The sequence below is a fragment of the Allomuricauda sp. d1 genome, assembly GCF_039592695.1.
In the GTDB taxonomy this organism is placed as follows: domain Bacteria; phylum Bacteroidota; class Bacteroidia; order Flavobacteriales; family Flavobacteriaceae; genus Flagellimonas_A.
In genome coordinates, this window is the sequence record NZ_JBBUTK010000001.1 from 371,129 (window position 1) to 384,298 (window position 13,170).

Here is a 13,170-nt window from a genome sequence, read left to right on the forward strand (position 1 = left end):
CGGTTTTCAAAATAAGTAATTCAACGTAAAGCTTTTTGTTCTTATGAAAACAATCTTATCTTTCTTGGTAGATTTTTGCCTTTTAAAAAATTGGATTTTCTAGCAAAACTGAACACGGAAAGAATGCCCATTCTTTTATTGGATGGCCGTATTGCCTATAAGCACTATTGTCACATCGATCTTTCTGTTCATAATCCAGAATTGAAAACTTTCTCCATTTCAGATGCTTCACAATGCCAGCGGTACATTGATTTGGTTCTTGAGCGCAAGGGCTGTAAAGTAGCCTACGGAGGTTATTTGGAGCGGCGAAACCTGTATTCTAAATCTGAGCGATTTTCTGAAGGAAACATGCGAGACATCCATTTAGGCATGGATTTCTGGTGCAAAGCAGGCACAGAGGTCATTGCACCGTTGGATGGGGTTGTGCACAGTTTCAACAACAATTTAGATAACGGCAACTACGGGCCAACCCTCATTTTAGAGCATTCCATTGCTTCTGTTACATTCTACACACTGTATGGGCACCTATCCTTGAAATCATTGTCATTGTATAAAAATGGCAAACTGTTCAAGAAAGGAGCCGTTTTGGGGTGGTTGGGCACCCCGGATGTCAATGTCGGTTATGCACCGCATCTCCATTTTCAAATTATCATCAATCTTCATGAATTTAGAGGCGATTACCCGGGAGTTTGCGCAGAAAAAGACCTGGAACTTTACAAAAGCAACTGCCCTGACCCCAACCATCTTCTACAATTATAATGTAGGTATTATCGGTGAAATGCACTTCATCTCGTTGTGCCGTTTTACAGCTACAAAACGCTCATCGATAGTTTTTTACACTTTATCCATACTTTGGTTTTTTACCGAAAAATAAGGCGGATAGGCCGAGTATTCTCTGGGCTAGGTCCATGTCAGGGTATTTTTAATGTAACAAAAGTGCCCAAGTGATGAAAACAGTTTTAACCTTTATCGCAGTTCTTTTCTTCGGAGTCACAGTTACGGCCCAAAGCACAAAAGAGATAAAGGTTGAGCCTATCACAAAGACAGTTGAGTTGGATATTGACCTTACAAAGCAACAAGAGCCACAGAAAGAGGTCGCTAGGTTGTACCGATACAAGAATTCACGCATCAAAAAAGAATTGGCTTTTCGCACAAAGCGCAATAGGGCCAAATTGGCTTAGTCATGACCACCACAGTGCTCATCTTTTTCACACTTGCATTTAGTGCTGCCTTTGTTCTCATCTCAATCTATTTGTTGGTAAGAACGAAAAGGAAAAACAATCAAGAAAAATAACTGAATTTCATATTTCAATCCAAAATATCTTTTGATAAAGACCGATAATATGCACAAAATCAAGGTGAACGGTATTGGCGATAATGTGCATTCATCGAGGGTTTTATGCACTTTGTCTTATGTGTGGTCGAATATCGAAAAATAGGTGCTTTTTGACGAATCAAACCACCCACAGCATACCGTACCCCGTTCTAATAATAACAAAACCCAAAGTGATGAAAGCTATTTTAACCTTAACATTTGTAATTTTCTTCGGAACAGTGGCATTGGCACAAGAGCCTACACCAAACCAAAAGGTAGCTACTGTTGAAATGGGTGTTGTTCTTACAGAAAACCAAGTTCAAGAGAGTTCTAAATTAGAAGGCGGAAAAGAAGTCGCTAGACTTTACAAGCATAAGAATGCCCGTGCAAAGAAAGAATTGGTTTTCACCACCAAAAGAAACAAAGCAAAATTGGCCTAATCAAAATCCCTTTCTAATATGAGTACATTCAATTTTTTATTCCAGGTTGTAGTAGTTTGTAATTTGATGTTTCTTTTTGCGTCGCTACTGTTTTCTTTACGTCTTGCAAGAGTTTCTTGGCGTCGTAAATGATACCATCTTTGATGGTGTATTTGACGCCACCAACACGCACCACTTCATTGTCTTCGGTCAATTTGATAGCTCCAGTGCCATAGAGCACTTTCAGGTTTTTTAAGGGATTTTCTTCCAAGACGACAAAATCGGCCAATTTGCCGACGGCGACGGTGCCAATCTTATCATCCATACCAAGGGCTTCTGCACCGTTCAGGGTTGCAGCTCGAATGATTTCCAAAGGATGAAAACCCGCTTCACGCAACAATTCCATCTCACGTATGTAGGCGAAGCCATACAATTGAAAGATAAAACCAGAATCTGAACCTGTCGTGACTCGACCGCCCCGGTTCTTGTATTCGTTCACGAAGGCCATCCATAATTTGTAGTTGTTGCGCCAGGCCACTTCTTGTTCGGTGCCCCAATCATGCCAGTACGAGCCATGGCTGATTTTACTGGGTTGGTAGAATTCCCATAAAGATGGCAGTGTGTATTCTTCATGCCATTCGGCACGGCGTGCACGGTGGAGGTCGCGACTGGCCTCATAAATATTGAAGGTTGGATCTAGCGTGAAATCTAAGGCGATGAGTTCATCCATGACCTTATTCCAGTGTTCAGAATAGGGTTTTGCCGCCTGTTGCCATAGTTTTCCTGCTTCCTCAAAGCGGTGCTGCTCGTTCTGGTAGTTATAGTCCAGTGGATAATATTGTACCGTGCGGTCTTCAAACAAGGCTTCGGGCAGGCCGTACCAATGTTCCATACTGGTCAATCCCGCTCGAGCGGAATGAAGTACGTTCCATCGGGCAACATCCATTTGGGCGTGGTGCATGGCGGAGCGTAATCCCAATTTTTTGTTTTCGTCCAATGCTGCAGCCATGATTTCTGGCGGTGCCCCAAAAAATTTGATGCCGTCGGCACCTTTTTTGGCATTGTTGCGCACCCATTCCCTTGCCATTTCAGGAGTACTGATGGGCTGGTCACTACCTTGGCCAAAACCCGTATACGCGAAGACTCGTGGGGCGATAATTTCATTTTTTTCGCTTTTTCGTTTAAGATCCAATGCCCAATCAATGCCCCTACCGCTGGGCTCGCGCACGGTCGTGATACCATGGCCCATCCATAATTTGAATACATAATCATAGTCCGCACCTTGCGACTTACCACCGATATGCCCATGCATGTCAACGAAACCTGGCAAAAGGTACATGCCTTCAGCATCCAACTCTTTGCCTCCTTGTTTCAATTGGGGCCTTTTTGATTTGTCAATTGCGACACCGGGGTAGCCCACCACCTGTATGTCGACAATTTTGTTGTTCTCTACCACAATGTCAACCGGGCCCCGTGGCGGAGCACCATTACCGTTGATCAAAGTCACCCCGCGGATGATGAGTTGGTCAAATGGACCTTCACTCAGGGCTTCTTGGCCATGGTTTTGAAAAAATGTAACTAAAAATGCAAGGACTAAGAATCTTTTCATAGTTGATTATTCTGGAATTCTAATATGGTTGCCTAAAAACAGTGCGTTCAAAAACAATCGGTTGGTGCCATACCATGAGCCCCTGAAGTTGGGGTTATCGGCAAACAAGACCACCCTGCCGCTACCCAACTTACTGATAATAAGTGATGCGGATGGCTTTAAAAACGCTTCCATGTTCTTTTGGGTCACAAAGCCATCAATGTGCGGGTCTTTGGCATACTTGGCCACTGTGGCATATTCATTTTTGCTGGGTCTTAACCACACGGTGTTGTTTTTGTATACGGGAATTTGTTCATCTCGATACCCAAAAGCAAGCGGATGCGTAGTATCTAAATTTACCTTTAGAATAATCCCGCCCACTTCTTCTTTGCCGATATTCTCCGGGGCATCAACATAAGGTTTTCTTTCGACTGCTTTGGTGGAATCTTTTTCTTCTTCAACCAATTGCTCTTCGACCAGTTTTTTGTCAATGGTCCATTTTGTGGCAGTGCCGATGGTGATTAGCGTGTTTCCTTTTTTGACCCAATTTTTAATCTTTTCTTGTTGTTTTTCATCCAAATCATAACGTCCTGAGACCATGACCAGAGTGTTGTATTTGTCAAAGTTGGCCCTGTTGAAATTCCGCATTGGTATTTTGGTGATGGGCATGTGTACCCGGGTATCCAACAAATGCCAAACTTCACCGGCCTCGTAAGAGCGAACTCCGGTGCCGATGAGCATGGCCGCCTTGGGTTTTGTTAACGGATCCACATAACGGCTTCCCAAATCGATTCCAGCGATACTGTAGCCAGAATTGACAGCGTAGATGGGCACCTCATACTTTTTTTGCGCCTTTTCAACAAGTTGATAGATTTCATCGGATGTTTTTTTCTGTAAACTGATCGGAATCACCAGAGCCCCGTAATTCATATCCTTTTTTCCTTCAGAGGTGTTGATGGAAAAAGGTTTGAAAGCTGAAGATACGACCAATCCATTCTCTTGTAAAAAGTTCAGGGTCGCCACCGCATTGTAATCGTCATAATCGATGATATATGCATAATCAGACTTTGTGACGGGATTTACTGTGACCAATCCATCCGTATCCATAATCTTCTCACCCAGATTTAAACTGGTCACAGGTTTGTATTTCATATTATAAAAATTGGCCACTGACCATGCCGAAGCATCGTAATATACACTATCGCGATATTTATCGTAGGTTTCAAACATGGTCTGTACCATACGATATTGTGGTTGATTGGTGGGCACCACATACGAATCTCCCGACGAGTAAACCTCGATTTCATGCAACAACAGCTTGTCGATAAAGGCCTTGACCCGATTTTGGTCATAACCATCTTTGAACGAATAGCCCCTGATACGACTTTTTGAAGCGTTGCCCAGGGCACTTTTGAAAAAGTCCTGTTGATATTTTCGCAAGATGGCCTTGTTCTCAACTGCGGCCTTCACGGTTGCCAAGCTCGATACATATTGATTGCGAATGGTAAATGGAAAGGTAATCTCACCAAAGGCAGTCGTCTGTTTGTGACCTCGAGAACTGGCCTGTTCAAAAAGCAGGGCAAGTCCGCCCTGCAAATCAGGGTAAGAAGAACCGTAACCTGGGTACGTGCCGTCAAACACCTCTTTGGTGAAATAGAACGAGCCGATACTGTCCAGTGCTTTGGCGAAATAATCGCCAAACAGGTTGTTGAGATCCTCATAATTTTCTTTGGGCATGATGGGGTTCAAAGAGGCGTTGTCTTTCATGGGTTCAAAGAAATAGGTGCTCTGAGTGCCCATTTCATGAAAATCGGTCACCACATTGGGGTACCATTCGTGGTACCAAGTCAATTTGCCCCTGCTTTCTGGATGGATGCCCAGAAGCCAATCCCTGTTCAAATCAAACCAATAATGATTCGTACGCCCGCCAGGCCAGTATTCGTTATGTTCTGCGTCTTGTGGGTCGGCTACCAACGGATTGCCCTGGTACATGTTGGCCCATTGCGTATGGCGGTCACGCCCATCAGGGTTGATGGTCGGGTCGATAAAAAGTACAGCATCGTTGAGATACTTCAATATCTCTGGATTTTTGGACGCCACAAAAGTATAGGCGGTCAACAGCGCGGCTTCAGAACTTGAGGGTTCATTGCCGTGTACATTGTATCCTAAATTGATGAATGTCGGAAGACCATCGTAATCAGAAACATTTTTTGTAGGGTCGGTATAGGCCAGATGTTCTGATTGAAGCGTTTCTAGATTTTTTAAATGCTTAGGATTGGATACCGTCAAGATGACCAGTTTTCGACCTTCATGGGTCTTGCCATATTCTTGAATGCTGGCCCTGTCAGAAACTTCGGCCAGTTTGGTCAAGTAGGCCACGATTAAGTCGTGACGGGTATGATGTTCACCGATGCCATAGCCTAAAAATTCCTTTGGAGAGGGAATTTTTTCATCAAATGGCGTATAGCGTTCGAAAAAATAATCTTGGGCAGAAACAATAGTGCAGAATAGCACTAAAAGTGTAGTGGATAGTAATCTCGTCATGTGTATGTTTTGAATCTCCTAATATAGGAAACATCAATCAACAGAACTGAACTCTTCCACTATTTCTTCGAAAATGATATGGTAATATGTGCCTTTTTTTGAAGCATCCCTACTGATGGTGCCCCTAAGCTGCCTTGAAAGATTGTGAATCAATTTTAGGCCTAACGATTTTGTGTTTTTGGGATTGATATCTTCAGGAAAGCCAATGCCATTGTCACCAAGATAAAGCTCGTACTTGCTATCATTGAGCGGCTTCATGCGGATGTATATTTCTCCCTTTGTACCCTCGGGCAAACCATACTTCAATGCGTTGGTCACGGTTTCGTTGATGATCAATCCCAGCGGAATCACCGTGTCGATGCTCAGCTTCAATTTTGGTACCTGTAGATTCAAGGCAATATCATCCGCATTATCTCTGATGGAGCGCACCAGATACTCGCTAAGCTCCCTGACATAAGGCTCCAGTTCAACTTTTGAGAGGTAATCATCTCTTTTGTAGAGCATTTCGTGCACCATGGCCATGGAGACCACCCTGTTCTGGCTGCTCTTGATGATATTGCTCATTTGGGTATCATCCAAAGAGCGTGATTGAAGGCTCAAAAGGCTAGAAACGGTTTGAAGGTTGTTTTTCACCCGATGGTGCACTTCTTTTAAAAGGGTTTCCTTTTCATCGATACGTTCTTCGATTTCACGTCTTGATTTGTACAGTTTGTGGTGGGCTTCCAAAAGGTTTTTCCCAAAAACGCCTCCCAAAAGGTATACGGCCAGAACAATGCTGAGAAAAGCAAACCAGTCTTTTGATGCCAAGGGCACCACATCATTGGCCAAGTTGAAATCGCTCAAATCATGTAAAAAAATAAGGCCCACCACCACAAGATTGATGATGAGGTATATCTTGCCGTATACTTTTGTGGTCACATATCCGGCAAAAACCACGATGCCCAGTACATAGATGAACGGACTCTGTATTCCGCCACTGTAAACAGTGATCAAAATTGCGGAAATCATGGCCAAAACCGAAGTCACATTGTACGTTATGACGAGGTTCTGGTGAAATTTGAGCAAAAACGTGTTGGTGAAATTCAGGGCGGCAAACCCCAAGAACACGAAAGGTATGACTGTCTTGATGTCCAAGAAAAAATAACAGACCAACCCGAACAATAAAGAAAACAATGAGGCAAAATAATTTACCTTCAATACAAGTTGCGTCTTGTCTTCTAACCGATAATCGTCTTTGGTGGTTATTTTCATACCATTTTGGTCAATCATTCCAGCCGTTGAATTCACTTTTAGGGCTGGTGGCTTGGTGGAGATATGGTGCTGTAAAACTAACCATGTTTCATCTATAAACAAAAAGGGCAGCCTAATTTTTAGCTGCCCTTGTTTTAGTTTGATATACAGGTATCACTCATCCACCAATACCCATTCGCCTCTATCTATCAAAGGCTCAGCTTGTTTGAATTTTACGACCTTGCTTTCGCCCGACATCACATTTTTTATGGTGACACGTTCGTTTCTTCCGATTTTTGGTTTTTCACGAACAATGGTTTCGGTGACCTGGGGGCGTTGTCTTTGGGTTTGCCCAGCAGCACGGTTTTGGGCTGCCAGTTCGTCGCTGTTCGGAATTTCTTCTTTGGTCGTTTTCAACTTCTCTTTTGGGCGACGAACCGAGCGTGCTTCTTGCACTTGTTGTTCATTGCCAGACGGAAGCTCTCCTTTGAATAAGAATGAAATGACCTCTTTGTTCACTTTATCAATCATTTCCTTAAAAAGCTCAAAGGCCTCAAACTTATAAATAAGCAAAGGGTCTTTCTGTTCGTGAACGGCCAATTGTACCGATTGCTTGAGTTCATCCATCTTTCGAAGATGTGTTTTCCAAGAGTCGTCGATAATGGCCAGAGTGATATTTTTCTCAAAATCAGTGATCAATTGCTTGCCATCACTGCTGTAGGCCTCCTCAAGGTTGGTGACCACGTTGAGCGATTTGATACCATCGGTGAAAGGTACCACGATACGCTCGAATTTGTTGCTCTGGTCTTCATATACTCTTTTGATGACCTGAAAAGCCGTTGTGGCACTACGCTGCATCTTGTCTTGGTAATGCTCGTACGCAGCTTGGTATACCTTATTGGCAATCTCTTGGAAGCCCATTCGTTTAAAATCCTCTTCAGAAATGGGCGAGGTCATCGAAAAGTATTTGATGAGCTCAAACTCAAAGTTTTTGTAGTCATCGGCCATTTTATTGGTCTCGGCAATGACCTCGCAAGTATCGTAGATCATGTTGGCGATATCGACCTTCAACCGCTCACCCTGCAATGCGTGGCGTCTTCTCTTGTAGACCACCTCTCGTTGGGCGTTCATGACATCATCATATTCCAAAAGGCGCTTTCTGATGCCAAAGTTGTTTTCCTCTACCTTTTTTTGTGCCCGTTCTATGGATTTTGTCATCATGGAATGCTGAATGACCTCACCTTCCTTAAGGCCCATACGGTCCATCATCTTTGCCACTCGGTCTGAACCGAAGAGCCGCATCAGATTATCCTCCAGTGAAACATAAAATTGTGAGCTACCGGGATCACCTTGGCGCCCAGAACGGCCACGCAGCTGACGGTCAACCCTTCTAGAGTCGTGGCGCTCGGTACCGATGATGGCCAATCCGCCTGCTTCTTTCACTTCAGGAGATAATTTGATATCCGTACCACGACCCGCCATGTTGGTGGCGATGGTGACCACACCGGCATTACCGGCTTCTGCAACAATATCAGCCTCTTTTTTATGCAATTTTGCGTTCAATACGTTGTGCGGAATCTTGCGGACGCTCAATAATTTGGAGAGCAGCTCAGAAATTTCAACAGAAGTTGTACCAATCAATATAGGTCTGCCCGCTTTTGACAAGTCGGTGACCTCTTCAATGATGGCATTGTATTTTTCACGTTTTGTCTTGTAGATCAAATCTTCACGATCATCACGGGCAATGGGCCTGTTGGTCGGTATTTCGACCACATCCAACTTATAGATTTCCCAAAATTCACCGGCTTCAGTGACCGCTGTACCGGTCATACCCGCCAGTTTGTTGTACATTCTAAAATAGTTCTGCAACGTGATGGTCGCAAAGGTCTGGGTCAACGCCTCAATCTTTACATTTTCCTTGGCTTCAATGGCTTGGTGCAACCCATCGGAATAGCGACGGCCATCCATGATACGACCCGTTTGTTCATCAACGATCATGACCTTATTGTCCATGACCACATACTCCACATCCTTTTCAAAGAGGGTGTAGGCTTTGAGCAATTGGCTCATCGTATGGATGCGCTCACTTTTTACCGCAAATTCTTTAAAAAGCTCTTCTTTGAGCTCGGCCTCTTTTTCAATCTCAAGGTCTTGGTTCTCGATTTTGGCAATTTCTGCTCCCATATCGGGCATGACGAAGAAGTCTTTGTCTTGATTGCCAGAAATGTATTCGATCCCTTTGTCGGTCAGTTCAATTTGATTGTTCTTTTCTTCGATAACAAACAACAAATCCTCATCCACTTTTGGCATTTCACGGTTGTTGTCTTGCATGTAGAAGTTTTCGGTTTTTTGGAGGAGTTGTTTTACCCCTTCTTCACTCAAAAACTTAATCAGTGCCTTGTTTTTTGGCAATCCACGGTGTACGCGCAACAACAGGAAACCCCCTTCTTTGGTATCACCTTCCTTTATCAATTTTTTGGCTTCGGCAAGAACGCCTGTCAGATGCTGCCGCTGTTTTTGAACGATGTCGGCCACTTTGGGCTTCAATTCATTGAACTCGTGACGATCACCTTCTGGCACAGGCCCAGAGATAATCAAAGGTGTTCGTGCATCATCAATCAATACGGAATCGACCTCGTCGACAATGGCATAGTGATGTGGTCGTTGTACCAAATCATTGGGAGTATGCGCCATATTATCGCGCAGGTAATCAAAACCAAATTCGTTGTTCGTGCCGTAGGTGATATCAGCATTGTATGCCGCACGGCGACCGTCGGAGTTTGGTCGGTGCTTGTCGATACAATCTACTGAGAGCCCATGAAACTCGAATATGGGCGCCATCCATGCGCTGTCACGTTTTGCAAGGTAATCGTTTACGGTGACCAAATGGGCACCTTTGCCTGAGAGTGCATTGAGGTACAAAGGTAAGGTGGCAACCAACGTTTTACCCTCACCGGTCTGCATCTCGGCAATCTTTCCTTCATGCAGGGCAATACCTCCGATGAGCTGTACATCGTAATGCACCATATCCCAAGTAACTTCTTTGCCAGCAGCATCCCAAGAATTTTTCCAAACGGCAGAATCCCCATCCAAGGAGACATACTCTTTTTCACCTGATAGTTTACGGTCAAATTCAGACGCCGTGACCTTTAAGGTTTCGTTATTGGCAAATCTTTTGGCCGTTTCTTTTACCACTGCGAAAGCTTCGGGCAAAATATTGTTCAACACTTTTTCAGAAATCTCGTAACGCTTTTCATTCAAAGCGTCTATTTCACCGTAGATTTCTTCATTTCGGTCAATGTCTGTCGAGTTTTTGACCTCTTCTTCGAGTTCGGCGATGTTCTTGTCTATATCGGCACATTCATCTTCAATGCTCTTTTTGAAATCAGCTGTTTTCTGGCGAAGCTCATCATGGGTCAGGCCTTCGAGTTCAGTTTCGAAAGATTTTATCTGTTTTACCAAAGGTTGTAGGGCCTTGACATCTTTTTCAGATTTATCGCCGACAAAAACCTTCAGTACTGAATTGAGTAAACTCATGGATTATGTTTTCATTTGCTGCACAAAAGCCATTCCACAGTACGGTATGGCATGCAATCATCACGTAAGGGTGACAAAATTACATAAAAAAAGTCCTGACGGCGCCGTCAGGACTTTTGATTTATAGCGTATCGTGATTTCTAGTATTCGTCCTCGTTCCAGAGGTAATCTTCCTCTGTAGGGTAGTCTGGCCAAATCTCTTCTATCGATTCGTAGATTTCGCCCCCTTCTTCCTCCATAGATTGTAGGTTTTCGACAACCTCTAATGGGGCACCGGTACGAATCGCGTAATCGATGAGCTCGTCCTTAGTCGCGGGCCAAGGTGCATCGCTTAGATATGAGGCCAATTCCAATGTCCAATACATAGCAGCAGTTTGATTTTTAAAATTTTTGCAAAAATAATTTTTACGAGCAATTTGCCAAGTGATTTCTGATATAATTCAAAAAAAATTTGAAATCACCAAATCGATAACGCAGAAAATAAAAATTTATTAGTCCAATTTCTCAGGAATCCACTTTATCTCATTGGCTTTCAACTGTGCAGACAACTTTCGTGCCAATACGAAGAGAAAGTCTGAAAGCCTGTTTATGTATGCCAAAACAGCTTCGGGTAGCGGTTCTTTCTCATTGAGGATGGATATCATTCGTTCTCCCCGGCGGCAGACCGTTCGGGCGATATGACAGTATGACACCGTGGAATGACCACCAGGAAGGATGAAATGGGTCATGGTGGGAAGCTTTTCATTCATGGCATCAATCTCTTTTTCAAGCAAACCAATATCATCTTTATTGATTTTTGGAATTTTCAATCGATTCTCTTTTTTAGGCTCTGTGGCCAGAATTGCCCCAACGGTAAAGAGCTTTTCTTGAATTTTTATTAAAATTTCTTGGGAGTGCGTATCAATTTCTTGGTCTCGAATGAGGCCGAGCCATGAGTTGAGCTCATCCAAGGTTCCGTAGCTTTCAATGCGTATGTGGTGCTTTGAGACCCTTGCGCCCGTAAAAAGAGAGGTAGTGGCGTCATCGCCGGTTTTGGTATAGATTTTCATGGTTTTTGATTGCTCTGGAATTTAGTCTCTGTGCCTACGCTTACCATCCATAAACTTTTTTGATTTTCTTTTACGCCTTCCTTTTCTGTTTTTTAATAGGATAAAAACATAGACCGCTACAAGCGCACCGAGAATGAGTAATATGCCAAAATCCACAATTGAAAAGATTTATATAAAAATAAGCGAATTACACTTAAAGATAAAATCAGATCGTGGCCCCAGACTATTTTGCTGCCTTTATTAAGAGAACGTATCTCAGACCGAGCATCGCCATCAATATCAGAGTGAGGGGTGAAAAAGATTGTACCCCAAAAATCCATAACAAAATCATAATGCCAAAAAGTGCAAAAGCCGTCCAAAGGTATTTTGGAAGCCAAGATGGAAGTGCTCTCTTGAAAACATAAAATGCAGCTATGGCGTTGAGGGGCAGCGCCCATAAGACATCGAAATTATACTTTGTTGAGACATGGTCTGTGGCAAACCATAATAATAAAAGAAAGACACCAACGAGGCCAGAAAGCAGAAAAAGGGCCATATCCAACCAACGGTTTCGGTTCTTATGCGTATAATCTAAATAGGTGATGATACCGACGAACAAGAAAAGCAGTAAAAACCAGAATAGGGGGGAGGTTGCAAAATAGCCATTTTGTTCTCTTTCTGAATAATCAAGTACCTCACGTTCGCGCAACACCAAGGGCTTTCCTGATTTTGAAGTATTTCGCAGTTGGTACATGGCATAGTAGGGCAGAAACATGTGCTCTCTCACGGTAGCTTTACGGTCGACCACCGAACCCCAGGCCAAATCAATACCAAAGGCTCCCCAAGAATTGATGGGGATGAACTGCCGAACCAATTGCCTGAACGTGTATCTCTTATCAAGATGATCGCCATCAAATGTTATGGCCTCACCAAACTCGTTTTTCAACACATCGGCCGTAATGGTCGAGCAATTATTGAAGAGTGGGTCGTACAGATAATCTCTGTTTTTGGGGAGGTAGTTCTTTTCAAAAAACTGAAAAAGTTGATTGACTTCTGCTTGGTCAAGATCTAAAATCTGCTCTTTGACCCATCTTTTTTCAAGCTCATACTCATACAAGAAAATATCGAATCTTCGGCGGGAAAGCGAGTAAATTAATTTTCCCTTTGCGAAGTTCAAGTAAAAATTTGGTCGGTTGAAGTCAAATGTTCCGTAGTTGTAGACCACATCAATACCCATCTTGGGGTCTTGTACCCTGAAGGCACTGTGGCCGAAAGCATAATAGAGCTCATCGCCAGCGGCACAGGTAAGCACACTTATTTTTGCATCCTCAGAAAGTTGCGGCAACTGGGCTTGCCCTACCATAAACGAGCAAAAGAAAATTAGAAGGACTATGGCGGTCTGGTAGGGTCGTTTGGTCATTTGACAAATATCAAAATAAAAACAAGCACCTATAGAATACGATATCAAAAAAATCGTTTTTTCGCTTACTTTTGCGAAAACTGACCAAA

The 13,170-nt window shown here is 43.3% G+C and carries 10 protein-coding genes; 3 read left to right on the forward strand and 7 right to left on the reverse strand.

Going from position 1 to position 13,170, the window contains the following annotated elements; genetic code table 11:
* Positions 1-123 precede the first annotated feature (123 nt).
* The 3 genes from AAAH86_RS01800 (at position 124) to AAAH86_RS01810 (ending at position 1,755) form a co-directional block, all read left to right on the forward strand.
* Positions 124-759, forward strand: a complete 636-nt coding sequence (locus AAAH86_RS01800; protein WP_343485788.1) for a peptidoglycan DD-metalloendopeptidase family protein — start codon at positions 124-126, stop codon at positions 757-759.
* Between the two features lie 188 nt (positions 760-947).
* Entirely contained in the window at positions 948-1,181 is a 234-nt protein-coding gene (locus tag AAAH86_RS01805) for a hypothetical protein (protein WP_343485789.1), read from the forward strand.
* A 328-nt stretch (positions 1,182-1,509) separates the two neighbouring features.
* A complete protein-coding gene (locus AAAH86_RS01810) occupies positions 1,510-1,755 on the forward strand; it encodes a hypothetical protein (protein WP_343485790.1) in 246 nt (81 codons plus the stop codon).
* Positions 1,756-1,783: 28 nt separating this feature from the next.
* On the opposite strand, the gene AAAH86_RS01815 is transcribed toward AAAH86_RS01810, so the two are convergent.
* From AAAH86_RS01815 to AAAH86_RS01845, 7 genes are all read right to left on the reverse strand, one after another.
* Entirely contained in the window at positions 1,784-3,343 is a 1,560-nt protein-coding gene (locus AAAH86_RS01815; RefSeq protein ID WP_343485791.1) for an amidohydrolase family protein, read from the reverse strand.
* Between the two features lie 6 nt (positions 3,344-3,349).
* Positions 3,350-5,866: a M14 family zinc carboxypeptidase gene (locus AAAH86_RS01820; protein ID WP_343485792.1), complete on the reverse strand. Its 2,517-nt coding sequence runs from the start codon at positions 5,864-5,866 to the stop codon at positions 3,350-3,352.
* Between the two features lie 33 nt (positions 5,867-5,899).
* The gene (locus AAAH86_RS01825) at positions 5,900-7,117 is read right to left on the reverse strand and encodes a histidine kinase dimerization/phosphoacceptor domain -containing protein (protein WP_343485793.1); all 1,218 of its coding nucleotides are present in this window, start codon (positions 7,115-7,117) and stop codon (positions 5,900-5,902) included.
* 153 nt (positions 7,118-7,270) lie between these two features.
* On the reverse strand, positions 7,271-10,633 hold the full coding sequence (gene secA, locus AAAH86_RS01830; RefSeq protein ID WP_343485794.1) for a preprotein translocase subunit SecA: 3,363 nt from the start codon (positions 10,631-10,633) through the stop codon (positions 7,271-7,273).
* A gap of 140 nt (positions 10,634-10,773) precedes the next feature.
* Positions 10,774-10,998, reverse strand: a complete 225-nt coding sequence (locus AAAH86_RS01835) for a DUF2795 domain-containing protein (RefSeq protein ID WP_013551418.1) — start codon at positions 10,996-10,998, stop codon at positions 10,774-10,776.
* A 126-nt stretch (positions 10,999-11,124) separates the two neighbouring features.
* Positions 11,125-11,682, reverse strand: a complete 558-nt coding sequence (locus AAAH86_RS01840; protein WP_343485795.1) for a cob(I)yrinic acid a,c-diamide adenosyltransferase — start codon at positions 11,680-11,682, stop codon at positions 11,125-11,127.
* Between the two features lie 223 nt (positions 11,683-11,905).
* Positions 11,906-13,081 (reverse strand): DUF4105 domain-containing protein, encoded by a 1,176-nt coding sequence (locus AAAH86_RS01845; RefSeq protein ID WP_343485796.1) that lies wholly within the window; start codon positions 13,079-13,081, stop codon positions 11,906-11,908.
* Positions 13,082-13,170 lie beyond the last annotated feature (89 nt).

Coding starts and splice junctions, on each gene's coding strand:
- AAAH86_RS01800 (WP_343485788.1), top strand. CDS start 124: ATGCCCATTCTTTTATTGGATGGCCGTATTGCCTATAAGCACTATTGT.
- AAAH86_RS01805 (WP_343485789.1), top strand. CDS start 948: ATGAAAACAGTTTTAACCTTTATCGCAGTTCTTTTCTTCGGAGTCACA.
- AAAH86_RS01810 (WP_343485790.1), top strand. CDS start 1,510: ATGAAAGCTATTTTAACCTTAACATTTGTAATTTTCTTCGGAACAGTG.
- AAAH86_RS01815 (WP_343485791.1), bottom strand. CDS start 3,343: ATGAAAAGATTCTTAGTCCTTGCATTTTTAGTTACATTTTTTCAAAAC.
- AAAH86_RS01820 (WP_343485792.1), bottom strand. CDS start 5,866: ATGACGAGATTACTATCCACTACACTTTTAGTGCTATTCTGCACTATT.
- AAAH86_RS01825 (WP_343485793.1), bottom strand. CDS start 7,117: ATGAAAATAACCACCAAAGACGATTATCGGTTAGAAGACAAGACGCAA.
- secA (WP_343485794.1), bottom strand. CDS start 10,633: ATGAGTTTACTCAATTCAGTACTGAAGGTTTTTGTCGGCGATAAATCT.
- AAAH86_RS01835 (WP_013551418.1), bottom strand. CDS start 10,998: ATGTATTGGACATTGGAATTGGCCTCATATCTAAGCGATGCACCTTGG.
- AAAH86_RS01840 (WP_343485795.1), bottom strand. CDS start 11,682: ATGAAAATCTATACCAAAACCGGCGATGACGCCACTACCTCTCTTTTT.
- AAAH86_RS01845 (WP_343485796.1), bottom strand. CDS start 13,081: ATGACCAAACGACCCTACCAGACCGCCATAGTCCTTCTAATTTTCTTT.